Below are 25,120 nucleotides of genomic sequence, written 5' to 3'. Positions count from 1 at the left end.
TACTCATCCAGTAATTTAAAACCCTGTTTAATGTAAATTAGTAGTGATATGATTATCGTAAAAATATCAGTCACTTTCATAATGTAAAGCATTAAATTTTCTTTTCCTGATTCTAAATAGCCAATCTACCTGCTTCCACCTTGACATTAACCCCCAAATACAATATTTACTACCTAATTAGTAACCAATTAGTTATTCATGCCTTTAAAATATTTAGCGCCTGCTGTAATTCTCATCCTTGCCTTTTGGGGATGTGTAGAGAAACAAACTACAACGCCACAAGAGCCTCAGGAAATCGCCATTGATACGCTTTATCAATTCATGGATTTTGAATCCCACGGTATTTCTCGCCCCGGTTCCATTACTATACTGCCAAATGGAAATATTGCCGTGGCTGACGGTCAGATTAAAAAAATCACTTTTGTGACGCCTGAAGGAGATTCTGTTGCACAATTTGGGAAAGAGGGACGTGGACCTGCGGAATTTATTTATCCCGGCAATCTCACTGTTGCTTCCGGATTATTTAATGTGGTGGATGGCAGTCAGTTTAAAGTGATAGAGTTCGATTACCAGGGAAACTACGTCGATAACTTTGTATATGAGAGCAATGCTGTGGGCGGGGCTATCGCACTTTCTGATAACCGGGAATATTTTACCGGGGCTTCGGGGGAAGACAATAAACTGATTAAATGGGCACAAGCCGACAGTGATTCTTCTTTCCTTTTTGGAGATGCTAAGATTTCCATGGTAGAAGACCTGGATATCGAAGCAAGCCGTAATGATATCGTAAATGGGCGTATCCCGGACTACATGAAGAATAATGTCATTTTAGCTTTGGGTGACCATCACCTTTATGCCTTCCTTAATTCCTACAGTGAATTGAGAAAGTATGATATGAATGGAAACCTGATCTGGGAGAAAAAACTGGAACTTCCTGATAATGAACAATTGAGGAAAGACATTGCCGAAGCGGCTGAAAACATGCCGAATGCCCTTCCCTTTTTAACCTATGTCAGTGCAATAAAAGTGATTGAATCTGATATTTACTTGTTAGGAAACAGGACGCGTGAATATCCGCAGCATATAACAAAAGTTAACCCCGATGGGGAAGTTACCGCTTTCTACCGTATGCCGGATGGCGAAAACCAATTCATGGGCTTCACTGTAAACCCGGAAGACCAAACATTATACATCTCCGACATGCTACGTGGTATGGTTTACAAAGGAACACTGGAATAGAGTTACCCTCTTATAATTTTCACAACAATCTACCAAAAAATAATTTAGATATGAACGTAACTCACACAAAAATAATCGGTCTGCTATTCATTGTATGTGTAACGCTTGGTTGTTCAAATGAGAAACCACCTCAACAAGAAACAAATCAAATATCCGAAATCACTATAGACTCCGTAGATGTTGAGGCTTTTACCGATTTCGAAATTCATGATATCGCCCAACCTTCTGAAATTGAAATCTTTGATGACGGCACTGTCACCATTGCTGATTTTGGGCAGAAAAAAGTGGCTCTTGTTGAACCTAATGGAGAACTCATTACTTCATTTGGACGAGAAGGAAGAGGTCCCGGAGAGTTTATCCGGATTAGCAACATATTTAGCATCGGCGGTGTGATACATGTGGTTGATACCGACCAAAGTATCATTGCACAGTTTGACCAAGACGGAAATTTCCTCGTTAACCATACCTTTGAATCCGCAGCTATTATGCCGGAAGTTATAGCTATTGATCAAAACAAATACGTAATTGGTGCCGCTGGTGCAGAAAATTCCCTTTTATCTATTACAGATTTTGATACGGATTCTACCTTTTATTTTGGAACCCCCAATGGGGAAAGCATGGAGACGGTAGATCTTCAGGCCAGCCTGAATCAACTTAAGAGTGGCGAAATTCCCAACCTATTCAAGAATATGGTCACTTTGCGATCGGATGGCGATCACATTTATGCGTACCTGAGAGCGTTCAGTGAACTCCGTAAATATGATACTTCAGGCAACTTAATTTGGGAACAGAGTGTAGACCTCCCTTACAACGAGGAAATTTTTAATGCTACCGTTGAGACTGCTAAAAACTCCCCCGGTGGACTCCCCTTCTATAATTATATATCCGATTTTGAAATCATAGAAGAGGAGGTCGTAATTCTTACCAATCGCAGGGATTCCGATGGCCCCCATTTACTTGTTAGACTAAATGAATCGGGTGAAACTACTGCTATCTATACCCTTCCTACTCACCTTGGATATATATCTGCTTTTGACTGGGACCCAAATAATGATATGATCTATCTTGCTTCTTACGGTGATGGTATGGTTTATAAAAGTGAGCTTTCGTTTTAGCAATCCGAAATCTTTCAATTTCAATATTCACATCATACTTAGGCTCTCTTTCCATAACTTTTACCATAGTACCTGAGTTCGATTTATATTGATTTACAAAATAGGCTTGTAGATGTTAGATAATTCGATGACAAAAGTTTAAGAAAGTGAAGTCTCCCCTGGAGGGGAGATAAATCAGTCAGTTGTTCCTGACTGATTTTGAGGGGTGTTGGTGCCAAGGAAAGTGTAGTTTGATACAACTCAAAATCAAAGCTAATGGGATAATAAGCATAGTAAAAGAGGTCTTGCCCTTAGCACCAACACCCACCGCCAGACTTCGCATCCGCTCAGTCCGGCACCTCCCTCAAGGGAGGACTTTACCGTATTATTTGAAAAACTAACTAGTAGTTGTCAACGAATTATCTAACATCTACAAGGATGACAACTTCTTGAAACTTTTAATCGAACTCAGGTATAGTGTAGTCTTTCCATTGGGTACATAGGCCACTCAACCAAAGTCTATACTTCAATCCGTTTTTTGATGCAGTTCGTAATTAGAAATGAGATCTTAAGCTAAGGAAAGAATGGCTGACTGAATTTTCGGTATGAATTATATGATGTTTACATTCTGACAACAAATGACATCATTGTTAAAGAAAAGAAACGAAAACCGGACTCTTTTTTGTTAAACGAATCCCGAATAAAATTTTAAGTGAAAATATCGGGCATAACATTTAATATGATATTATGGCAAAATTATTATCGACATTAGGACTTATTATAGGTCTTGCGACAACCTCATTATTTGCACAACAAACGGAGAAAAAATTGGAGAAAGCAACATTTGGCGCCGGATGTTTCTGGTGCGTCGAAGCAGTGTATGAATTAGTAGAAGGTGTTGATCATGTGGAGGCGGGTTATTCCGGTGGACATGTTGACAATCCTTCCTACAAAGAAGTTACTTCAGGAAATACGGGGCACGCCGAAGTAGCCCGTATTCATTTTGATCCCGAAGTAATTTCCTATGAAGAACTTTTGGAAGTATTGTGGCACACTCATAACCCTACCACTTTAAATCGACAGGGTGCAGATGTAGGGCCTCAATACCGTTCGGTCATTTTCTATCATAATGAAGAGCAAAAGGAAATCGCAGAAAAATCGCTCAAGAAAACAGATGAGTCTGATCTTTGGGAAGATCCGATTGTCACTAAAATTCAGCCTCTTGAAAACTATTACATAGCCGAAAATTATCATCAAAATTATTTTGAGAATAATCCCAATGCCGGTTATTGCTCTGTAGTAATTGCTCCCAAGATTGCCAAGTTCAAGAAAGAGTTTGATTACTTACTTAAGGATAATCCAAAGTTTTAATACCTCTCTTTTATACATTTAACTTTAGGCCTCATGAATTATCATGAGGTCTTTTTGTTTTTAATGAACCTGTGTTAACTTAGTCACTCATCCGCAAAAAAGTTTAGCATTCATAGCATGAAAAATATCGCCTTCACCTTTCTCTTCTTTATTTTCTTCGTATCTCACGCTTTGGCCCAGGAACCTGATACTACGATGACTTTCGAAGAATACCAGCCTGAATCAACTTTGGTTGTACCGGGAGAAAAAGTCACTTCGGCCAAATATCCTTTTATTGATGTTCACAGTCACTTGTGGAGAATGGCTTCCATGGACCTCACCCAAACAACTGCTGAAATGGACAGCCTGAACATGAAAGTGTTGGTGAACCTAAGCGGACGTTCCGGGGAAACACTCAAGGCAATGGTAGATGCCGCTGAAGAACAGGCTCCCGGTCGGTTTATAGTGTTTGCCAATATTGATTTTGACGGTATAGATGAACCCGGCTGGACTGAGGGAGCTGTTGCTCAACTTGAGGAAGATTATGAAAATGGAGCACGCGGGGTGAAAATCTTCAAGAATTTAGGACTGACAGTTTTAGATTCTGATGGAAACCGGGTACAAACCGATGACCCTCGCATTGATCCTGTCTGGGCAAAAGCAGGAGAATTGGGAATGCCTGTTCTCATCCATACCGGTGAACCTGCTGAATTTTAGGAACCCATTGATGAAACCAATGAACGCTGGCTGGAAATGAAAAACTTCCCCAGTCGCCACCGCGGCGATTCTACACGTTACCCAAGTTGGGAAGTGGTGATGCAGGAGCAGTGGAATGTATTTGAAAAGCATCCCGAAACGACCTTTATAAACGCTCACTTTGGATGGATGGCAAATGACCTGGAAAGACTGGGCGAACACTTAGATAAATTCCCCAATGTTTATACTGAAACAGCCGCGATAATTGCTGAACTCGGACGACAACCACGGTTCGCAAAAGAGTTTTTCATCGAGTATCAGGACCGGCTTTTATTTGGGAAAGACACCTATCGCCCTGAGGAATACCATTTATACTTTCGCGTATTGGAAAGCGATGATGAATATTTTGATTATTTCCGGCGGCGACATGCTTTTTGGAAAATGTATGGATTGGATTTGCCCGATGAAGTGTTGAAAAAAGTGTATTATAAAAATGCCCTCAAAATTTTACCGGGCATTGATGAGTCTATGTTTGAATCTAACTAACAATAATTAAACACGGTACAATGAAAAAACTAATTACTACTATTTTTGCAGTTGTTTTGATGCTCTTTATGACAACTGAATCAACTTTCGCACAAGAACGTGGCAATGACAGCAACAGAGCCAGCCCTAATGCTTCCGTAAGCCAAACTATTGGTACCACTGAAGTCACCGTTACCTATGGACGCCCCGGCCTTAAAGGTCGCGCTTATTTTGGAGAAGAAACTCCCTTAGCTCCCATAGGTAGCATTTGGAGAACAGGTGCAAATGAGTCAACTGCTATTACTTTCTCTGATGATGTGATGTTTGGCGGCGAGCACGTCGAAGCCGGAACCTATTCACTGTATACCATTCCCGGTTCTGATGAATGGACAGTAATTTTAAATGAGAAACTCTCTTGGGGAACGCAGTATGATGAAACTGAAGATTACGTTCGTGTTACAGCAGAACCTGCAGAAGGTTCAGATTTAGAATGGTTCGAAATTTATTTCAACGAACTTTCTGATACGAAAGCACACTTGAACCTTCACTGGGGAACTGTTCGCGTTCCGGTTCCAATTGAGACCATGAACTAATCTTTGGGGCAAGGGGTCGCAACCCCTTGTCTTGAGTTTGAAGTTGCGACTTTAAATCAGATTTTTTGATACAAAAAAAGCACAGCTGTTTAGCTGTGCTTTTTTAATTTCAGGGGTTAAAGAAACTTTACAGAGAGATACTAATTCTCAGCTTTACTTTCCTTTAGGTAATCAAGAAGCACCGTATGTAGAATACCTCCATTTCTGTAGTAATCAACTTCTACCGGAGTATCGATTCGGCAATCGGTCATAAACTCGATTACTTCACCGTCTTCTTTGGTAGCAGTCACTTTGATCTCATCCTGTGCTTTCACATTATCATCTACGTGGATGTCAAATGTTTCTGTTCCGTCAAGACCAAGGCTGTCAGCTGATTCACCTTCTTTGAACTGCAATGGAAGTACACCCATTTGGATTAAATTAGAACGGTGAATTCGCTCATAAGAAGTGGCTATCACAGCCTCTACTCCTAATAATGCCGTTCCTTTAGCTGCCCAGTCACGAGATGATCCCGTTCCATATTGGGTTCCGGCTAAGGCTACCAGCGGAGTATTTGACTCTTTGTACTTCAGTGAAGCATCATAAATCGTAGTCACTTCACCGGTGGGGTGATACGTCGTATATCCACCCTCTTTACCGGGAGCCAGTTGATTTTTGAATCGAACGTTGGCAAAGGTTCCACGGGTCATCACACGGTCATTACCGCGACGAGAACCGTAGGAGTTGAAATCGGCTTTCTCTACGCCATGCACTTTCAGGTATTTACCGGCCGGTGAGTCTTCAGCAATATTTCCGGCTGGAGAAATATGATCGGTAGTAATAGAATCGCCAACTTTCACCAAAGCACGAGCACCCTTAATAGGCTTGATCGGCTCCGGTTCTTCGCTCATCCCCATAAAGAATGGAGGTTCCTGAATGTAGGTTGATTCTTCACTCCAGTTAAACTGATCTCCACCGGATACCGGAATTTCTTCCCAGGTCGGAGATTCAAAAATATCTCCATACATCTTATCAAAAAGCTCGGGGCGGATAGCAGCATCAAGGTGTTCTGCAATTTCAGCCGTTGATGGCCAGATGTCTTTCAGATATACGTCGTTGCCGTCTTTGTCTTTGCCGAGTGGCTCTGTAGCCAGATCGATGTCAACGGTTCCTGCCAATGCATAAGCAACTACCAATGGTGGTGATGCCAAATAATTTGCTTTCACCCACGGATGAATACGGCCTTCAAAGTTTCGGTTCCCGGAAAGCACTCCGGCTGCAATCAGGTCGCCTTCTTTAATGGCTCGTTCCACTTCTTCAGGTAATGGTCCGGAGTTTCCGATACACGTTGTACATCCATAACCAACGAGGTTAAACCCGAGGTTATCCATGTACTCAGTCAGACCCGCTTCTTTCAGGTATTCTGTAACTACTCGAGATCCCGGAGCGAGAGAAGTCTTAACATAAGGAGGAACTTTAAGTCCTTTTTCATATGCTTTCTTCGCTACAATTCCGGCCCCTAACATTACACTTGGGTTAGATGTATTCGTGCAAGAAGTGATAGCGGCAATAACCACATCACCGTGCTTCATCTCAATTTCCTGACCGTTCTTGTATAATCCTTTGTTGGCTAGTTTTTCCTGAGCTAAATTGAAACCCATCGTCGGGTTATCGCTGGTTAGCGACTGCTCAAAAGCCTTCTTCATGTTATTCAGCTTGATGCGATCATGAGGAAGTTTTGGTCCGGCCAGAGAGGTCTCTACCGTACTCAGATCCAACTCAAGCGTTGATGAGAATTCCGGGTCTGGAGTATCATCCGTTCTAAATAAGCCCTGTGCTTTGGTGTAATTTTCAACCAGATTTACTAATTCTTCAGAACGACCTGTTCGTCGCATATATCTCAGCGACTCATCATCAATTGGGAAGAAGCCCATTGTTGCTCCGTATTCCGGAGACATATTCGCAATAGTTGCACGATCGGGCAGGCTCATATTGCTGAGTCCGTCGCCATAAAATTCTACAAATTTACCAACCACACCATGCTGACGAAGCATTTGAGTCACAGTTAAGGTCAAGTCAGTTGCTGTAATTCCTTCACGAAGTTTCCCGGTCAATTTCATTCCTACAACTTCAGGAACCAACATCGAGATAGGCTGACCAAGCATAGCAGCTTCCGCTTCAATACCTCCAACACCCCATCCGAGGATTCCAAGTCCGTTGATCATAGTGGTATGTGAATCGGTTCCCACCAAAGTATCAGGATAAGCTGTTACAGAGCCGTCTTCCTCTTTACGGGTGAAAACACCTCTACCTAAATACTCAAGGTTTACCTGGTGTACAATCCCGCGTCCCGGAGGAACTACTCGGAAATTATCAAAAGCTTCTTTACCCCATTTCAGGAATTCGTAACGCTCATTGTTACGCTCCATTTCTTTTTCTACGTTGAACATCAACGCAGCATCTTGCCCAAACATATCAACCTGTACAGAGTGGTCAATAACCAGATCTACGGGTACTTGTGGATTAATGTCTGTAGCTTTGCCTCCCATTCGCTGCATAGCAGATCGAAGTGCAGCCAAATCAACTACCGCAGGAACACCTGTGAAATCCTGAAGAACTACACGAGATGGTTTAAAAGGTATTTCTCCCTGTGGATTTTTAGCATCGTAATTGGCAAGTGCCTCAACATCTTTTTCCGTGACGGTATATCCGTTGTACTCTCGAAGTACCGCTTCCAATAAAATCTTAACGGAGAAGGGCAGTTTTTCAATGTTATCGTATCCCAGTTCTTTCAATTTTGGCAGGCTGTGGAGAAAGGCTTTGCCTGAACCGGTTTCAAATTCAACTCTGGTTTTTTTCAGTTTATCGCTCATGATTTGATCAAAATTTGGATTTACTTTTTTCCGGGCTGAAAGGTACAAATCTTTTAGGGCATTGTCTTTACCAAGTCTCTATTCCAAATATTGATTTGAATGATTAGATTTGCTCAATCTAAATCCAATAAAACCATGGGACAATAAAAAAAGTCCCGCCAACTTCATGTCAACGAGACTATAGCTACCATGCTGTGCATGTTTCTATTACTACATTCGTACGGTAAGCCCGGTTTGCAGGTAAGCGATGCCGTATCCAACTTCACCATAAACACCAATCTTATCGGTGAAATGATAACGAAGGCCGGCAAATCCTGAATAAGTAAATCCACCAACTGACGCTGAAAGATTACCCTGGCCTTTCCATTCTGCTTCGGCAACATTATAGCCAAGCATCACACCGCCATATGTATCGAGGTTTTCTACAAATTCTTTGTGATAGGTTCCACGTGCACCAAAAATGATGTTTGTGTATTCCCATTCACCTATTCCAATATCTTCTGATGTACTGGCATAACCTGCATATCCACCTATGGTAACTTCTTCATTAATGCCATAGTCAGCTGATAATCCAATTGGGATACCTGTACCGGTCAAGTTTGATCCCAAACCTATTCCGGCGTTAATATCGAGTGATCCTTTACCGCCATATTGTGCCTGAACAGCAAGTGGCAGCAGTACAATTGCAAATAGTATCGTTAGTATTTTTTTCATTGATATACCCTGTTTTAATGTTTAAGGTTTTATAAGCTTACGCTTTGAACAAATATTGAGAGAAGAGCTGTTAATGTGAATCACCCAAATTAGGTATTTCAAAATCACCTAAATTCCAGCCGGGCGGTACATTTCTACCTTTTTTCTTATAGACTTCCATCCTCATTATAGGTCATACATTCTTTTGCTTAATGTTCATGTCATAAAACCTTGGATAATATTCAGGAATGTTTTTACCGGTTGGAAGGATACACCAGAGAGCCTGCAAATGCCTCACGAGACTTCAGGGCAGCGTTCGTATTTTCAGCTTTATTGCCCGTAACGCTCGCAGGTCCTTCGGACGCTTCGAGATTACTTTACTCAGACATTGTTTCAAGCCATTTTCTTTGGGAACGCGTACTCAGGAACTTTTTCTCATTTTTAGCATGGAATAGGCTTAGAATCCTTTTATTTTTGAGCCTAATTTTTAAGCAATTTTATGGATATAAACGTACTCAAGTTTGGCGGTACCTCAATGGCAGATCATGAAACCTGGAAGCAGGTTTTAAAGATTATTGCTCAATATGAATATCCTGTAGTGGTTGTTTCTGCTACGGCCAGAACCACTCGAAAACTGGTAGAAGCTGGAAACTTAGCCGCTAATGGGAAACTCGGAGAAGCAAAAGTAATAGCTGCTGAAATCAAAGATCGGCACGAACAAATTGTACAGGATTTTTTGAGCAATAATCCACATGCAAAAAATAAATTAATTCGTGAAAGCTGCTTAAAGAATCTTCATGCTAAAATTGGCAAGCTTAACAAACTTCTGGATTACACAGCACGACAAGAGACTCTTTCCCCGCAAATGAACGATGCAATCAGTGCGATCGGTGAACAAATTTCATCGTACCTGCTTGCCCAGTGTGGGTTAGCCCTCAATATGATGACGCAACACATTGAGGCAAGAAAAATCATTAAAACCGATAACGAGTACGGGCAGGCAAATCCAAACTTTTTTAAAATCACCCAGCATTCAGGTTCGCTTGAAACCGTTCTTGAAAATGGATTTACTCCCATCATTGGTGGGTTCTATGGAGAAGCTCCTGACAAAACGGTTACCACGCTCGGGTTTGAAGGCTCGGACTATTCTGCCAGTTTGATTGGTGGAGCTATAAATGCCAAAACCATAGAAATATGGACGGATGTAAGCGGCATTTATACCGGCGATCCCCGTTTTATTCCGGAAGCAAAACCCTTGGCTGAGTTAAGTTATATTGATGCAACCGAGATGGCCTATTTTGGAGCCAAAGTATTGCACCCTTCCACCCTTAAACCTGCGCAGGAAAAAAACATTCCGGTATTCGTTAAAAATATTTTTGAACCGGATGAACCCGGTACTAAAATTATACGAGCTTCTGAATACGAACCGGATGTATTGGCGATTTCTTTTAAGCGGGGAATGGCGACGCTGACAGTTAGCGCCTACGAAACGGTGATGGGATATTCTTTTTTAACCAAAGTGTTTACTGTTCTTGAAAAACACCGGTTGGCTGTGGATGCTGTGAATACAACAGAGGCCTCTGTGACAATCACCTTAGAAAATACAAATGCCTTAAAAGATCTCTCCAAGGCATTTATTGAAATTGGAAATGTTTCATTGGAACAGGAGAAAGGACTGCTTACCCTGATCGGGTGTTCCATAAACAGTCCCAAAAAACTAACTTCTAAGATTTTTGATGTTTTAGATACCACATCCATCGATCAAATTTCATTTAGCAAAGAAAAGCGCATATTAAATCTGGTTCTTCCTGAAGATGAACTGATTAAAGCTGCCCAGCGGGTTCACAAAAAACTGTTCTAATTTTGAGCTGCTTTATTTTTTTCAGAATCTGCTTCCTGCAATTTTTCGGGGAGTACGATTCCCAATCGCTTGGCTCGTTCTCTCCACTTTTGTCGAGCCAGCTTCTGCATGTCTTCGATGGCATCTATTTCATCTACGATCTCCATTCCCAATAAAGTCTCTACCACATCCTCCATCGTCACCACTCCGGAAAATCCGCCGTATTCGTCAACAACAACCGCAATGTGTTCTTGTTTTTCAAGCAGCCGCTCGAAGAGGGTTTTTAGGGAAATAGTTTCAGGAAGAATGAGAACATCCCTTTTAATTTCACTTAGCTTTTTATCTCCATTTCCTTCAGAAAGATTATAATACAGATCGTTTTTCAGGATATAACCGGTAATATCTTCATCATTTTCACCGTAGACGGGCATGCGTGATACCCTTAATTCATCTTTGTTGCTGAGAATATCACTGATCGTTAAGTCTTCCTGAAATTTCACCACCACGATTCTTGGGGTCATAATATCCTTAACCTTTAGCGACCGAAACCGTATCAGGTTTTTGAAAATGTTTGACTCCCCTTCTTCAAAAATACCTTCCTCAAATCCAAGTTCAGCCATAGCACTGAATTCTTCGCGACTCATAGCCGGCTCGTTATTTTCATTTGAAAGCCATTTTGTGATCCATTGTGATAATAAAACCAAAGGATACGTAATGAGGATCAGAAACTTCGTTGTGCGAGCCGCAAAGCCTGATAGTTTTTTCCAATAAGTAGCACCCAGTGTTTTTGGGATAATTTCCGAAAAAACGAGAATTGCCAAGGTGAGTAAAGCTGAAGTTACACTTACATAGGCATTTCCAAACACAACTTGTGCCTGGGCACCAACTCCTGCAGCACCAACCGTATGCGCGATGGTATTTAAACTCAGAATTGCAGAAAGTGGACGATCGATATCTGCTTTTAATTCTTTGAGAAGCTTGCCGGTAACCGGATTATTTTTTTGCGTTACCGCCACAAAAGAAGGCGAGATAGAAAGTAACACGGCCTCCAAAATAGAGCACAGAAATGATACTCCAATAGCCAACAGTAAATAAAAAATTAGTAATCCCATGCGCTTAAGGTAACAGAATTATAGAAATATTGTTGAAGTACTGTATCATATTAAAGTAAATCAATATTCACTTTTACAATTCTCTCGGAGCATGGTCAGTACATGTTGAAAATCATCAGGGAGCTCGGAATCAAATGTCACCATTTCTCCTGTAGCAGGATGTTCGAAGCCCAACGTTTTTGCATGGAGAGCTTGCCTGTCCAATCCGGTGATGAGATTATGAAACATGGATTTTCGCGATCCGGTATTGGGGCCATAGCGTACGGATGTGCCGCCATAAGTAGGATCTCCAAATACATGATGACCAATATGCGCAAAATGTACCCGAATTTGATGCGTTCGACCGGTCTCCAGTTTTACTTCTACCAAACTCAGGTAATCAAAATATTCCAGTACTTTATAATGAGTTACTGCCGATTTCCCTTTACCTTCCGGTTTTACCGTCATTAATTTACGATCTCTTTTTGATCTGCCGATATCCCCTTCTATGGTTCCTTCTTTTTCCGGAGTCCCCCATACAATAGCCCAGTACGTTCGTTCAATATCTTTCTCTTGAAATAACTCGCTTAAGGTGGCCAGGGTATGATCGTCTTTAGCCACAACCAATAACCCACTGGTGTCTTTATCTAATCGATGGACGATGCCCGGGCGCAGATTTTCGTCTTCTTCCTCTCCCGCCAGTTCATCCACGTGATACATGAGTCCGTTTACCATGGTTCCGGTCCAGTTTCCGTAAGCCGGGTGGACTACCATTCCGGCTTCTTTATTTACAATGATGATCTGGTCATCTTCATAAACAATATTAAGATCCAGGTTTTCCGGCTTGGCCTCAGGTGGTGGGGCTACGGGTAATTCGATATAGATCTCATCCCCGGGCTGCATGATATAGGAAGGTTTTTCTTTCTTCCCGTTTACATCTACATAGCCATCTTTTATAGCCTCTTGCACTTTGGTTCGGGATGCATTTTCAACAAATGAGGTAATGTATTTATCGAGACGAATATCGGTATGCTGCCCATCAGGCACCGTGTGTTCGTATATAGTTGACTGTCTGTTTTTACCGGCTTTCTTTTCCATGGTGTAAAGGTACGGAGATTAACTCTTCTTTTTTACGCATTAAAATTTTTTGTAAGGAATTGGTTTTTCATCGCTCTTACTAATGTTAAATGTTTAGTTTTTAATTTTAAATTGGAGTAATTATGAGTAATGATAATGTGATCCTTGAAAAAAGTTTTAACTTTGCACTCTCGATCGTTGAGTTGTACAAGATCCTTGTTCAAAACAAAGAGTATGTATTGTCCAAGCAACTTCTGCGCTTTGCTACAAGCATCGGTGCAAATATTGAAGAGGCAACTGCAGCATCCACAAGAAAGGATTTTGCTTACAAAATGACAATCTTTTCATAAGAAGCTCAGGAAAATCGATATTGGCTAAAGCTGTTAAACAGAAGTCAAATTGTAGAATTGAATTATTCAAAGTATCTCAATGATGTTACAGAACTCATAAAAATCTTAACTGCAATCGTTAAAACTGCACAAAGTAATAGCAAAAAATCATTTAACACTTAGCATTTAACATTTATAATTCGAACCTTTCGTAGTACAACATTTTAAATTTTGAATTCCCCATGATTAAGTCATTATACATAAAAGATTTTGCCCTCATCGATGAGCTGGAAGTTGATTTTGAGGAAGGACTGAATATTTTAACCGGACAGACCGGAGCCGGGAAGTCTATCATCATTGGGGCGCTGAATATGATTCTTGGGGAGCGTGCTGATACAGAAGTTATAAGGCAGGGAGCAGATAAAGCCATTTCTGAAGCTACCATCTGGGTTGGGGAAGATGAAACTTTGGAGCGGTTGCTCACTGAAAACGAAGTCGAGTTTAACGAATATTTGATTCTTCGCAGGGAAATTCGAGGCACCGGAAGCCGGGCTTTTATGAATGATACTCCTGTGAATATAAGTGTTCTTAAAGCCGCCGGAGATTTATTAGTTGATCTGCATGGTCAGCATGATCATCAGTTATTATTGAAAGAAGAAAACCACCGCGGTGTTATTGATGGTTTTGGAGAAGTAGAACCTGTTTTAGAAGCCTACCAAGAGGAACACAAAAAAATGGTAGAGCTTCAAAAAGAATTATCCTCATTGAAAAAAAGGGAACATGAATTACAGGAAAAGACCGAGCTATATCGCTTCCAGGTGCAGGAGTTAGAAGAAGCACATTTGTCTGAAATTGATACTGAGCAGCTTGAATCAGAAATGAATCTACTGGATAATGCAGAGGTATTAGATCAAAAAGCAGCGGCTATATCAGAAATGGGCGACCATGATGATGCGAATATTATACAGCTGCTGAATTTCCTGAAACTTAATTTAGAAGATTTAGCCCGTATTGAGCCGGAATTTGAAAACTATTTAAACGAGATCAATGCGGCTCGGGTCAGTGTAAATGAAGCCATCGCTTTTGCTGAAAGATATCGTAATAGTATTGAGTTCAACCCAAAACGGCTGGAAGAACTTCGGCAACGACAATCAGAGCTCAACAGACTTCAAAAAAAATACCAGCGGGATATCCCTGAACTCATTAAGTACCTGCAAGAGATCAAACATGAACTTTCTATAGCCGACAACTTCGATCTTGAAATTGAAAAACTGGAATCAAGAATTCAGGATCAGGCTGAAATTTTGAAAAAGGCTGCCATTGAGCTTCATGGTATCCGAACTAAAGTGGGCAAGAAATTGGCTGAAGCCATTCAACAAGAATTGGCCAAGGTTGGCATTCCGCATTCAAACCTGGATGTTCGGGTTGACTGGATGTACTCCAACAAAGGCTGGATTGAAGTTGACGGGCAATCCGTTGAGTGTACCGAATATGGTTGTGATGACATCAGAATCTACATTTCTACCAATAAAGGAGAAGAACCTAAGCCACTGGCAAAAATTGCTTCGGGTGGTGAAATTAGCCGGGTGATGCTGGCTTTGAAATCAATCTTAGCCAAAGAACAAAGCCTCCCCGTTATGATTTTTGATGAAATCGATACCGGGATAAGCGGTGAAATTTCAGAGAAAGTAGGCCGAACAATGCGTAACCTTTCTGAACATTGTCAAATCATCGCTATTACTCACCAGCCGCAGATAGCCAGTCAGGCCCATAAACATTATAAAGTGGCAAAAGTAGAGGAAGACGACCGCACAGTATCCCGAATCATTCCGCTATCTGACGAAGAGCATATCCACGAAATTGCCAGCCTTATGAGTGGAGCTGAAATTTCCGATTCTGCCTTAACCAGTGCCAGGGAACTTATTGAGCGTAATACTTTCCAAAATTAAGGTTGATCTGTTATAGAACTTCCTGAACGTATTTTTCCAGATCAAAAGCTTCCGGCGGAGCTGTTTTTTTTAGGTACAACGGATGGTGAGGATGTCCCGCTTTTGAAATTCTGCCCCGGGTGAAATAGTTGCACTTTTCAGATTTTAATACATCATTAATATCCTGCAAACAGCGAGATAAATACGACCGCTTTTCAATCAACGTTCCCCATGCACACCATACATCGGAATTTAATCCCCGAATCTGATTTTCTATTTCTTCTACATTTTTAAGGTGGATTTTTTTCTGGAATTTCTTGTGCATCTTATCCGGATTGGTAGCTCGCTGTGGATAGAGATTAAACATAAGCCACCCGTCATATCCATGATCTCGCGCAAAACGAGCAACCGATGCCACAGTCGGATCTAAATCATTGGGTTTGGCCGTACTGGGATTCACCCCAAAACAAATCAACGGATTCTCTCCCTCCTGCCCTAAAGAATATCGGGTGAGAGGTTCGTCGTGTTCATAGATCCATGGTTTATCAGGAAACATGTGAGCGTAGATGTTTGCTTTAAAATTCAGCCCGAAGATAGATGGATTTTTTCGAATATCGAACCCAATTTCCCAATTCATTATTCGATATTCTCCCCCTAAGCTCTTACTTTTTCTCATGGCAAAATCCATTTCAAATATCTTTAAAAAACACCTGTCTGATCGCCTTGCCGATTACTTTGAAGAAAACCCCTTTTTCATTATTGGAGTGAGTGGCGGGCCCGACTCCATGGCTCTACTTTATCTGCTCCACCAGCTACAGGTTGATTGTTTAGTGGTCCATGTGAATTACAACAAACGCGGAAAACAGTCTGATAAAGACCAAGAACTGGTAGAACAAATATCTTTTGCCTGGGGATTTGAATGCTGCTCCATCCAGATTACACCCGATAAAAATCAAGGAAAAAACTTCCAGAATTGGGCCCGTGAACAACGGTACCAGTTTTTCAGAGATCTAAAAGTCGCACATACTGCAGATGGAATTATTACCGCGCATCATAAAGACGATCAGGTTGAAACGATCCTCCAAAAAATACTACGGGGAAGTTCCCCAACAGCCTGGAAGGGAATGGATGTTTGGGACGGCCAACTTTTCAGGCCGCTCCTACCCTTCAGCAAAGAAAAAATCCTTGCTTTCTGTGAAGCTGAAGCAGTACCCTATCGAATAGATAAAAGCAACCTGAAATCAGATTATGCCCGGAATTATATTCGTAATGAATTCACCGAAAAGGCCGATAAGCTGTTTCCCGGCTGGCATAAAAATATCCTGAGCTTGCCTGGCTATGCCGAGTCCTTTGAAGACAGTATTCGGTATATAACTGATAGCGTTTCCTCGGGCATAGGAATCGATCTTACGGCATTTTCTGAATTACCGGAATTAATAAAGCCGGCTGTGATAAAACATTTTTTAGATGAGTCGGGATTAAAGGGAACATACTCTAAACAGCAGCTTACCGATCTTGCTGAAATTGAATACGTGCAAACAGGCAAAAGTTTAAAGATCGGCGACTTCGAATTAATTCGCGACAGGAATAAAGCAAAACTCATTAAAGCCAAAAAAAGTAACCAGGCTGAAATATCTATTACCGAAAATGATGTTGCATCAGGATGGGCGAATGACAGACTTTCCATATCAAAACAAAAGAATATTGAAACCAACGCTGATTTAGCCCTGGATTACACTAAGCTCAGCTGGCCTTTAACTTTGAGAACATGGAACGAAGGGGATTCTTTTCAGCCCTTGGGTATGGAAGGGAATCAAAAAATTTCAAAACATCTTACAAACAGAAAAATTTCCACTTCAACCCGGGAAAAAGCTTTGGTATTGTGCGGTTCAGATAGTACTATTTATGCCATCATATACCCTGAGCTGCCGACAAATCAACAATGGGGAAATATCTCTGAATTAGCCAAAATAGATTACAACACTAACACCATATTGACGATTAACATTTTACTATGAGTGCATCTTTTTACCAACCTGATACTGTTACTTGCAATGGAGAACAATTCAAAATCTTCATTAACAGGCAGCAAATTGACGAACGAATAAGCCAGCTTGGGGAACAACTGGACAAAGACTTTGCGGACAAAAAACCCATTTTTATTGGAATTTTGAACGGAGCTTTTATCTTTCTGGCAGATATTATGCGGCATGTGAGCATACCTTGTGAGGTTGATTTCATGAAGCTTAGCAGTTACGGGGATGAAAAAGTTTCATCCGGACAGGTAACTGAGCTAAAACATATTGACGCCAAAATTGAGGGCCGACATGTAATATTGGTTGAGGACATTATCGACACCGGGTTGTCCATGAATTACATGGTTAAAAGAATGAAAGAAGAAAATCCGGCCTCCGTTTCTGTCTGCTCCCTTTTACATAAAAAAGAGGCTACTAAATTCGATGTTCAAATTGATTATGTTGGATTTGAAATTCCGAATGCTTTTGTGCTTGGATATGGATTGGATTACGCGCAGGAAGGACGGAATCTTTCTCAGATTTATGTAATTGATAAAGAAAACGACTAATGATTTTACCGGGATTTTAGAAAGGTTGCTCGGTTTTATAATCAATTAAGATATGTTTAAAAGAGGCTTTCTTTTATTGATTTTATTTTGCCTTGGCACAAACATATATGCCTTTCAGTTTTCATTTCTGCCACCTCAGGATACCCTGACTGCTAAACAATGGACCCTCGAGGATGGCCTTCCTGTTAATACAGTGGGGCAAATTGCGCAAGACAGCGTTGGGTTTATATGGATTAGCACTTATGATGGGTTGGTAAAATTTGACGGGTTGAATTTTGAAGTATTCAACTACTCGAATACTTCTGAAATGCCTCACAACCGAACTACAGACGTATATTTTCAAAACAATGACAGCTTATGGGTGCCCCTCGAATATGGCGGGGTTATGTTATTTTCTAATGATCAAATACAACATTTCGGAAGTCAGGAGGGCTTTACTGATTCAGATTTGACCCAAATTCACACTTTCTCTGGTAACCGGATGTTTTTGGTTACTAATGCGGGATTATATGTATTTGAGGAAGGTAGTTTCAGGAAATTCTACGAGGGCAGAACTCCCGGACAAAACCAGGTACACAGTTTATATGAAGACCGTGATAAAACTATTTGGGTAGCTACCAATAATGGGTTGTTGCACTTCTCAAAAACCGGCCAACTAATTAAAGAATATAAAATGAAGGCCATCTCCGATGATAATCGGTTTTTGGAGGTTAAAAGAAATACGAGTGGCAATATTATTGTAGGCACTTATCATGGTTTATACGAATTACATGAGGGACAATTCCATATTCCTCAAAAATATGAAGCCACTGATGGCTATGCCATCTACACAATTTATGAAGATGCAGATATAACACTTCTCACCTCTTCAAGTTAACTTTTTTACCTGCAAGAGGAAGTTGCTGTAAAGATGGAAAAAAGCAATCTTAAACCTGATGAAGTTTATGTACAGTTTCATAGGGATTCAGAAGATAATCTATGGCTCATCGGTACTTTAGGGTCTTTAGGGCTGCTTAGAAATAATACTATTCAACCCTTTACTGCTATACCTGAAATATCAGATTATCGATTTAATAGTATTTTTGAAGATCGCGAAGGCAACTTCTGGTTTGGAACCAACCGAAATGGATTAATAATTGTAAGTAAAAGCAGAGTTAAAAATATTGGCACCCAAGAGGGACTTTCTGGAAATAATATACTCGGACTTTTTGAAGATAGCCGGGGACGTTATTGGGTAGGAACCCGGGGAGCGGGACTGAACCTTATTACAGAAAATGGCATAACGAATTATACCTCAGATGATGGCCTTGCTTCAGATATTGTTCATACTATTGGAGAGGATAAAAATGGGAATATTTGGGTTGGTCATCACGAAAATGGCTTAGACAAAATTACAGATACAGATATAGAAAATTATCAGCCCGGCAATAATGTAGAGATTAATAACATCCGTGCTATTTATTCTGATAAAGATAAAAATTTTTGGTTAGGCACTTACGATGGTTTGATCAAATTTGACCCCATTACCAAGAAACAAACTGTTTATAATGAAGATGATGGATTGGCAGGAGTTAAAATAAGATACATAACACAAGCCCCTGACGGAGCCATTTGGTCCGGCAGTTTAGATGGTGGAGTTGCTCGTTTCCATGATGGAGAATTTACCAACTATACTACCGAGCAGGGATTATCTTCAAATAATATTCGCTCTATTTATATCGATGAAAAAGATCCAGAAACTATTTGGATCGGAACCGAAAATAATGGACTTAACCGTCTTAGAAACGGGGAAATTCAGTATATAAATCAGGAAGATGGCCTTCCTGATCATATTATTCACTGGATATCCCAAGATGAAAACGACTGGCTTTGGATGTCATCAAACCGGGGAATCTTCAAAATCCATAAGAAAGAGCTCATTGCCTATCTTGACAATGAAACCGAAATATTCACCCTCTTACATTTTGGAAGTGAAGAAGGCATGCGAAATCCTGAGGCCAATGGTTCTTTTCAGGAAGCCGGTTTACGTACAGAAGATGGCCGGTTTTGGTTTGCAACACAGGAAGGGGTGGCAATTTTTTCTCGTGAAGTTAGTACATCAGATTCTGTTGCTCCAAATGTCATTATTCAAGGAGTAAACGCTGCAGGGAATTCCTATAACACCAATGAGATACTGATAGAAAGAGGCACTAAGAGTTTTACTGTTCTTTTCCATGCCCTAACGTATCCTTCTACGCAGAAAACACGATTTCGATACCGGTTAGAAGGGTATGAAAATAGTTGGAATGAAGTAGCCGGAACGCGCAATGCTACCTATCAAAATATTCCTGCCGGAACCTATGATTTCAGGGTAATATCAGCAAGTAACGATGGGATTTGGAGTGATAATCCTGCCATTGCCACCATTACAGTTCAGCCTTATATATACGAGGAACCTTGGTTTCTTTTAATTATGATATTATTAATTGCAGGGGGATACTATGGAGCTACTCAAATTCGCTATAAATACTTACTCAGTAAGCAAAAAGAGTTAGAGCAAGTCATCCAAAATCAGACAGCGGAACTCCGTCAGGAGAAAAAAGACCTTCAGAAAAAAAATCAAATCATTAAAAAGCAGGCAGCTGAACTGGAAGAAAGTAACCAAACCAAAGATAAATTTTTCTCACTCATTGCACACGATCTCCGAAACCCATTTCAAGGACTGGTTGGGCTTACGGAATTAATATTAATGGATGTGGATGATAAAAAGGATTCTGAGCTTAAAGAAAATGTACAACACCTTTATTCTTCAGCACGGTCTTTACATAGTTTTGTAGAAGATTTACTTAATTGGGCATCTTTGCAGAACGGGAAGATGAAGCCCAAACCTGAATCAATCAACATAAATGAGTTAGTTGTACAAGTTCTGGAATTATTTGATGACACCGCCCAACAAAAAGATATTGAGCTAACTTTTGAATCAAAGACTCAATCTAGTGTACATGCCGATAGAAATATGTTGAAAACTATCCTTAGAAATTTAATTTCTAATGCCATTAAGTTTACTGAACCGGGCGGTAGCGTTTCAGTTAAAGTTTACAAAGACGGATCATTCCAATTTTTGGAAGTGCAGGATAACGGAATAGGCATGGATAAAGATATGGTTGAGCAATTATTGCAAATAGACTCAAATGTTTCTCGCAGCGGCACACAAAATGAAAAAGGTTCCGGATTGGGGCTATTGATATGTAAAGAAATGATTGCCCTGCAAAATGGTGAGCTTCAAATAAAATCTAAGAAACAACAAGGCACTACTTTTATCATTAAACTCCCTTCAAAAGGCTTGTCTTTGGTTCAATAAACCAACTGGAAAACTTCCTTATTATTACGGCTGAAAAAGTTGCCATTAGTCATGAAAGCTCCCTATATTTGTTGCCCTTTGAAATAACCGGAGAGGTGGCTGAGTGGCTGAAAGCGCTCCCCTGCTAAGGGAGTATACCTCTAACGAGGTATCGAGGGTTCGAATCCCTCTCTCTCCGCATTTTTTATTTGCTCTTCATTATAAAGACCCCGTTCCAATCGTCGCCCGGAGGATCTTCTTTCATCATTTCACACCGCTCAATAAAAATATTTGATGGATTTGGTTCATGCCGCTCCAGTTCTGCTGACTTCTTAAATTTACTAATAGCTTCATCCCACTCCTGATTGAAATACAACTCCATCCCCTCTTCATAAAAGTTGATACATTCGAATAGTTTGTCGTCAGCATCTTCTCTCAGATCTGCTATTTCGTACACTTTTACAGGCTGAGTACGGCCTTTTACAACAATATTATCAAGCAGCCTGAACACACAATCATTACCAAATTTTTCAGCCTCCTGTTTAGTAGCTTCTGTCACCATTGTAAACACCCCATATTGCTTCGCTCCACTTTCACACCGGGCAGCAAGGTTTACATTATCGCCCATCATGGTGTAATTGAAGCGCCGGCTTGAGCCCATATTCCCCGTTACCATTTCTCCGGTGTTAATTCCAATCCGGTGCTGCATATTGACCACAATCTCGGGCCATCCGTCCTCTTCCCATTTCGTACGTAATTCTGCAAGTTTCTTGTGCATTAATTGTGAGGATATACACGCTTGCAGTGCATGATCTTTGACAAATACCGGGGCCCCAAAAAACGACACTATCGCATCTCCAATGTATTTATCCAGAGTGCCTTCCCTGGTGTTGAGTATTTCTGTCATAGCAGATAAATACTCATTAATTAACTGTACCAATTCTTTGGCTTCCAGTTTCTCGGAAAAGGTCGAAAAAGACACAATATCACTGAAAAAGGCCGTAATATATTTTTCTTCTCCACCCAACTGGGGCTCTTCACCGGATTCTATCATCTGATTTACTAACTCCGGGGATACATAAGAGGAGAACATGCCCCGAATGCGTCGCTTCTCTTTTTGTTCCACATAATATTCGTAACTGACCATTCCTACCTGGGTAACAAAAACCGCCAACATGGGTCCCGTTAAAAACATCATTATATTGAGATTCACAAAAACCCAGTAAGTCAAAAACATGTAGCCGCCGCCTAAAAAGAGGGCCAGAACCCATCCATAAGTTGCATTAGCAAACCTGTTTGTAAGGGTAATCAGAAAGCAAAACACCAGCATGATTAGCAACGAATACCACCCTCGGAACCGCTCTATATAGTTGCTATCTAAAATAGTTTGGATGGCATTGGCATGAATTTGATATCCGGGAAGAAGCTTTTCATCACCGGCAAAGGGAGTAGAATAAAAGTCTCTTAGAGTGGGCATACTAGAACCAACTATTACGATTTTATCTTCAAAAGTTCCCTGGCTTAGATGTCCTATCATGGGATCATCAAAGGTATTCACCCCAAAATCCAATTCCTTTTCAAATACGGTAGTATAGCCCGAATCATCTATAACTTCTTCATAAGATACGGTTGGAAACACTCCAACAGAGTCAGATTGCTGAGAACCGTCAGGGCCGTAATAGTTAATCATAAAAGAATTTGGCCCGTCTTTTAACACATCATATGCCCCAGTTTAAAATATTCACTGCCGGGGTTGGGCCTTGTTTCATCAATCTCCTCATAGGGTATATCCAGGTATTCCTTGATGACTTCTATCCCCAATCTATAATAATTTTTACTGTCCGCTTCATAGATATGCCCAAAATTATATGTTCTGATAGCCCCATCCAGATCAGGGATGACCCGCACTAATGCAGTGCGGTTTGGATTACTTTGCTGAAGTATATCGATCGGAAATTGTGGTTCCGTTAACTCAGCATTATCACCGGTCGTTTTATTCAGCTCTCCGGCCAGAATAACATTTCCATGTTTTTTAATGGCCTCGGCAAAAAGAGTGTCATTTTTAGCGTCATAGCTATCACGTCCTTCAAAAAGAACATCAAACGCAATCACTTTTGCTCCTGCCTGATTTAAATTCTCTACTAACCGGGCATGAACACTGGTGGGCCAGGGATATTTTTCGGGAATTTCCTCATCAGCTTTTTGGCTTATTGCTACTAAAACGGTGGGAGAATCAGAAACATCGAGGAGGCCCCGCCACTCAAAAAGCTGATCTTTAAAATTAAGCTCTAAAACCTGGATTGGATAAAAATTGATCAGAATAAAAGATAATATAAAAGCAGATATAGCTATCAGGGAAATGTAAAGGAATCCCTTTTTTTTCTTTTTTTTCTTAGCCATTTACCTAAAAGCTAAATACATAACGAAGCTGAACAATTCGGTCGTTGGCACGATTTCCTCCGCTTACATTGGTGAAATTTGCATCAAACACGAGGGCGTGGTAATCATCAATATTATATCTGGCACTGGCTTGTAATACATAAGTCTGGTAATCAATTTCTTCACCAACTTCTCCGAGAACATAATAATCATCGCGTGGAGTATCAGGGTCGTCGTAATCCATAATCTGCAGCGGTCTTGAAGACACTGAGTTATTGGTCACTGCTACTCTTCCATTCACAACCAATGCATTTTCTAATAACCTATAATTTCCTCCCACATAAAAGCCGGTAATATTAATCTCATTTTGTCCACTTCCAGCTTCGGTACTATTATAATTCATACCAACTTGTGTTTCCAGCGGTAAGCCGTGAAATCGAGAGGTCATGCTGAGTGCAAATGAACTGCTATTTACATCTCCGTAAGCAAAAACTTCATCGTTGGTATTTAATGTGTTAAAACTGAGTGACACATCATTTCTGGCATCAAAGAAATTGAATTGTTGTGTAATGGATGTATTGAAGCTGAAAGATTTATTCAGCCTTGGCGCCGGTGTGACAACAGTGACCAAAGAATCTTGCCCGTTTATGGTACGACGTTCTTGTATTACATTTTGGACGGCAGAATTTTGAAGATCGTCCGGCAATAAAAAGTTTTCTCTTGCCACATCATTGTCTCGGGTTCTAAATCTGATTCCTGTACTAATACGAGGGAGATTAATATCAACGGGATACCAGCTGGCATTGGCTCTGTACGTTATGGTATTCGTTGTTGCCCTGCGAGTACCACTCACATTGTCATTTAAGTTTTCATATCCCAAGGTTAAATAAACTCTGTTGGAAAGCATATTCAATCGATCTGTAATAGTAAATCCTGCTACATCTTTACGAACTGTTGAATTGGCTAAAGAATAAAAATTGGGACCTATCCACCGATATTGTATTCTCAAGTTATTATTTGGATGGCGATAAGAAACTTGGCTATTTCCGGCTAAAATACTTGTCGGGAAAAAAGCACTGGTGTTTAAGTCCTCCCCTTCTTCCTCTTCTTCCAGCTTCAGTGGCAGTGTGTTCATATTTTCATTTACAATGATAAGCCAGGAAAGCTGATCCAAAAGATTCGCTGTACTATTATTTATATCGAAGCCTAACTCTTCTGCACGTTCAACCGTAAGTGGTCCGCCATAGATGTTATCATTTAATGCACTAATAACTGCTTCAGATTCAAAACGAAGCCGATTATTCAAGAAATTCATTTTTAGATCGGTTCCGGCAACTACATTATCCTTGGGCTGTACAGCACCTCCTCTGATTTGCAGCTTATCCGGGTCCTGCGAGAGACTGTCTCTTTGTGGTTGCGTCAGATTATTGCTAATGACTTCATTTGAATTTAAAATATCTCGGTAATCGCGGATATTTAAGATGGAAGTCGTATCGTCCTGCACTTTTACGGCATGAAACCCAATCTGAAA

18 protein-coding genes, 1 tRNA gene and 2 pseudogenes are annotated in these 25,120 nt (G+C 40.6%); 13 read left to right on the top strand and 8 right to left on the bottom strand.

Annotation, left to right across the window (positions count from 1 at the left end; genetic code table 11):
- The first annotated feature begins 198 nt into the window (after nt 1–198).
- The 5 genes and pseudogenes from RI561_RS04140 to RI561_RS04120 all read left to right on the top strand — a co-directional run bounded on the left by RI561_RS04140 (nt 199) and on the right by RI561_RS04120 (nt 5,497).
- On the top strand, nt 199–1,239 hold the full coding sequence (locus RI561_RS04140; protein WP_395078962.1) for a hypothetical protein: 1,041 nt from the start codon (nt 199–201) through the stop codon (nt 1,237–1,239).
- A 50-nt stretch (nt 1,240–1,289) separates the two neighbouring features.
- Nucleotides 1,290–2,354: a 6-bladed beta-propeller gene (locus tag RI561_RS04135; protein WP_395078961.1), complete on the top strand. Its 1,065-nt coding sequence runs from the start codon at nt 1,290–1,292 to the stop codon at nt 2,352–2,354.
- Nucleotides 2,355–3,080: 726 nt separating this feature from the next.
- A complete protein-coding gene (gene msrA, locus RI561_RS04130; RefSeq protein WP_395078960.1) occupies nt 3,081–3,704 on the top strand; it encodes a peptide-methionine (S)-S-oxide reductase MsrA in 624 nt (207 codons plus the stop codon).
- 117 nt (nt 3,705–3,821) lie between these two features.
- Nucleotides 3,822–4,925: pseudogene (locus RI561_RS04125) on the top strand (amidohydrolase family protein).
- A 20-nt stretch (nt 4,926–4,945) separates the two neighbouring features.
- On the top strand, nt 4,946–5,497 hold the full coding sequence (locus RI561_RS04120; RefSeq protein ID WP_395078959.1) for a DUF2911 domain-containing protein: 552 nt from the start codon (nt 4,946–4,948) through the stop codon (nt 5,495–5,497).
- Nucleotides 5,498–5,637: 140 nt separating this feature from the next.
- On the opposite strand, the gene acnA is transcribed toward RI561_RS04120, so the two are convergent.
- Nucleotides 5,638–8,349 (bottom strand): aconitate hydratase AcnA, encoded by a 2,712-nt coding sequence (gene acnA, locus RI561_RS04115; RefSeq protein WP_395078958.1) that lies wholly within the window; start codon nt 8,347–8,349, stop codon nt 5,638–5,640.
- Nucleotides 8,350–8,559: 210 nt separating this feature from the next.
- Entirely contained in the window at nt 8,560–9,063 is a 504-nt protein-coding gene (locus RI561_RS04110) for a DUF6646 family protein (protein ID WP_395078957.1), read from the bottom strand.
- A gap of 478 nt (nt 9,064–9,541) precedes the next feature.
- Between RI561_RS04110 and RI561_RS04105 the strand changes: the two genes are divergently transcribed.
- On the top strand, nt 9,542–10,903 hold the full coding sequence (locus tag RI561_RS04105) for an aspartate kinase (protein WP_395078956.1): 1,362 nt from the start codon (nt 9,542–9,544) through the stop codon (nt 10,901–10,903).
- Here the strand turns inward: RI561_RS04105 and RI561_RS04100 are convergent.
- The gene (locus RI561_RS04100; protein WP_395078955.1) at nt 10,900–11,994 is read right to left on the bottom strand and encodes a CNNM domain-containing protein; all 1,095 of its coding nucleotides are present in this window, start codon (nt 11,992–11,994) and stop codon (nt 10,900–10,902) included. The genes RI561_RS04105 and RI561_RS04100 overlap by 4 nt on opposite strands.
- 60 nt (nt 11,995–12,054) lie before the next feature.
- Nucleotides 12,055–13,071 carry an RluA family pseudouridine synthase gene (locus tag RI561_RS04095; protein WP_395078954.1) on the bottom strand — a complete coding sequence of 339 codons (1,017 nt, stop codon included), beginning with the start codon at nt 13,069–13,071 and terminating at the stop codon, nt 12,055–12,057.
- Nucleotides 13,072–13,193: 122 nt separating this feature from the next.
- Here RI561_RS04095 and RI561_RS04090 point away from each other — a divergent pair.
- Both RI561_RS04090 and recN read left to right on the top strand, forming a co-directional pair.
- Nucleotides 13,194–13,562, top strand: a pseudogene (locus tag RI561_RS04090) (four helix bundle protein).
- Nucleotides 13,563–13,621: 59 nt separating this feature from the next.
- Nucleotides 13,622–15,328 (top strand): DNA repair protein RecN, encoded by a 1,707-nt coding sequence (recN, locus tag RI561_RS04085; protein WP_395078953.1) that lies wholly within the window; start codon nt 13,622–13,624, stop codon nt 15,326–15,328.
- Between the two features lie 10 nt (nt 15,329–15,338).
- Here recN and RI561_RS04080 read toward each other — a convergent pair whose 3' ends face one another.
- A complete protein-coding gene (locus tag RI561_RS04080) occupies nt 15,339–15,983 on the bottom strand; it encodes a DUF1643 domain-containing protein (protein WP_395078952.1) in 645 nt (214 codons plus the stop codon).
- Between RI561_RS04080 and tilS the strand changes: the two genes are divergently transcribed.
- The 5 genes from tilS to RI561_RS04055 all read left to right on the top strand — a co-directional run bounded on the left by tilS (nt 15,982) and on the right by RI561_RS04055 (nt 21,409).
- A complete protein-coding gene (gene tilS / locus RI561_RS04075; RefSeq protein ID WP_395078951.1) occupies nt 15,982–17,325 on the top strand; it encodes a tRNA lysidine(34) synthetase TilS in 1,344 nt (447 codons plus the stop codon). The genes RI561_RS04080 and tilS overlap by 2 nt on opposite strands.
- Nucleotides 17,322–17,891 (top strand): hypoxanthine phosphoribosyltransferase, encoded by a 570-nt coding sequence (hpt, locus tag RI561_RS04070; RefSeq protein ID WP_395078950.1) that lies wholly within the window; start codon nt 17,322–17,324, stop codon nt 17,889–17,891. Before tilS ends, hpt begins: the two co-directional genes overlap by 4 nt.
- A 52-nt stretch (nt 17,892–17,943) precedes the next feature.
- Nucleotides 17,944–18,768 carry a two-component regulator propeller domain-containing protein gene (locus tag RI561_RS04065; RefSeq protein WP_395078949.1) on the top strand — a complete coding sequence of 275 codons (825 nt, stop codon included), beginning with the start codon at nt 17,944–17,946 and terminating at the stop codon, nt 18,766–18,768.
- A 33-nt stretch (nt 18,769–18,801) separates the two neighbouring features.
- Nucleotides 18,802–21,231, top strand: coding sequence for a two-component regulator propeller domain-containing protein (locus RI561_RS04060; RefSeq protein WP_395078948.1), 2,430 nt, complete (start codon nt 18,802–18,804; stop codon nt 21,229–21,231).
- Nucleotides 21,232–21,320: 89 nt separating this feature from the next.
- Nucleotides 21,321–21,409: transfer RNA gene (locus RI561_RS04055), tRNA-Ser, on the top strand.
- A gap of 6 nt (nt 21,410–21,415) precedes the next feature.
- On the opposite strand, the gene RI561_RS04050 is transcribed toward RI561_RS04055, so the two are convergent.
- From RI561_RS04050 to RI561_RS04040, 3 genes are read right to left on the bottom strand one after another with little or no spacing between them, the layout of a single operon-like run.
- The gene (locus tag RI561_RS04050) at nt 21,416–22,900 is read right to left on the bottom strand and encodes an adenylate/guanylate cyclase domain-containing protein (protein WP_395078947.1); all 1,485 of its coding nucleotides are present in this window, start codon (nt 22,898–22,900) and stop codon (nt 21,416–21,418) included.
- A 20-nt stretch (nt 22,901–22,920) separates the two neighbouring features.
- Nucleotides 22,921–23,610, bottom strand: a complete 690-nt coding sequence (locus tag RI561_RS04045) for a CHASE2 domain-containing protein (protein WP_395078946.1) — start codon at nt 23,608–23,610, stop codon at nt 22,921–22,923.
- 4 nt (nt 23,611–23,614) lie between these two features.
- The gene (locus RI561_RS04040) at nt 23,615–25,093 is read right to left on the bottom strand and encodes a hypothetical protein (protein ID WP_395078945.1); all 1,479 of its coding nucleotides are present in this window, start codon (nt 25,091–25,093) and stop codon (nt 23,615–23,617) included.
- Nucleotides 25,094–25,120: the final 27 nt, after the last annotated feature.

Origin of the sequence: Gracilimonas sp. (genome assembly GCF_031581265.1) — a bacterium.
Classification (GTDB): Bacteria; Bacteroidota; Rhodothermia; order Balneolales; family Balneolaceae; genus Gracilimonas.
Note: the sequence above shows the minus strand (reverse complement) of the source record. Positions and strands in the feature narration are given on the sequence as shown.

What these genes read in the sequence shown, in the direction of transcription:
- RI561_RS04060 (WP_395078948.1), top strand. Translation starts at nt 18,802, where the DNA reads ATGGAAAAAAGCAATCTTAAACCTGATGAAGTTTATGTACAGTTTCAT.
- RI561_RS04100 (WP_395078955.1), bottom strand. Translation starts at nt 11,994, where the DNA reads ATGGGATTACTAATTTTTTATTTACTGTTGGCTATTGGAGTATCATTT.
- RI561_RS04080 (WP_395078952.1), bottom strand. Translation starts at nt 15,983, where the DNA reads ATGAGAAAAAGTAAGAGCTTAGGGGGAGAATATCGAATAATGAATTGG.
- RI561_RS04110 (WP_395078957.1), bottom strand. Translation starts at nt 9,063, where the DNA reads ATGAAAAAAATACTAACGATACTATTTGCAATTGTACTGCTGCCACTT.
- RI561_RS04105 (WP_395078956.1), top strand. Translation starts at nt 9,542, where the DNA reads ATGGATATAAACGTACTCAAGTTTGGCGGTACCTCAATGGCAGATCAT.
- hpt (WP_395078950.1), top strand. Translation starts at nt 17,322, where the DNA reads ATGAGTGCATCTTTTTACCAACCTGATACTGTTACTTGCAATGGAGAA.
- RI561_RS04045 (WP_395078946.1), bottom strand. Translation starts at nt 23,610, where the DNA reads ATGGCTAAGAAAAAAAAGAAAAAAAAGGGATTCCTTTACATTTCCCTG.
- recN (WP_395078953.1), top strand. Translation starts at nt 13,622, where the DNA reads ATGATTAAGTCATTATACATAAAAGATTTTGCCCTCATCGATGAGCTG.
- msrA (WP_395078960.1), top strand. Translation starts at nt 3,081, where the DNA reads ATGGCAAAATTATTATCGACATTAGGACTTATTATAGGTCTTGCGACA.
- acnA (WP_395078958.1), bottom strand. Translation starts at nt 8,349, where the DNA reads ATGAGCGATAAACTGAAAAAAACCAGAGTTGAATTTGAAACCGGTTCA.
- RI561_RS04140 (WP_395078962.1), top strand. Translation starts at nt 199, where the DNA reads ATGCCTTTAAAATATTTAGCGCCTGCTGTAATTCTCATCCTTGCCTTT.
- RI561_RS04120 (WP_395078959.1), top strand. Translation starts at nt 4,946, where the DNA reads ATGAAAAAACTAATTACTACTATTTTTGCAGTTGTTTTGATGCTCTTT.
- RI561_RS04050 (WP_395078947.1), bottom strand. Translation starts at nt 22,900, where the DNA reads ATGATTAACTATTACGGCCCTGACGGTTCTCAGCAATCTGACTCTGTT.
- RI561_RS04135 (WP_395078961.1), top strand. Translation starts at nt 1,290, where the DNA reads ATGAACGTAACTCACACAAAAATAATCGGTCTGCTATTCATTGTATGT.
- RI561_RS04065 (WP_395078949.1), top strand. Translation starts at nt 17,944, where the DNA reads ATGTTTAAAAGAGGCTTTCTTTTATTGATTTTATTTTGCCTTGGCACA.
- tilS (WP_395078951.1), top strand. Translation starts at nt 15,982, where the DNA reads ATGGCAAAATCCATTTCAAATATCTTTAAAAAACACCTGTCTGATCGC.
- RI561_RS04095 (WP_395078954.1), bottom strand. Translation starts at nt 13,071, where the DNA reads ATGGAAAAGAAAGCCGGTAAAAACAGACAGTCAACTATATACGAACAC.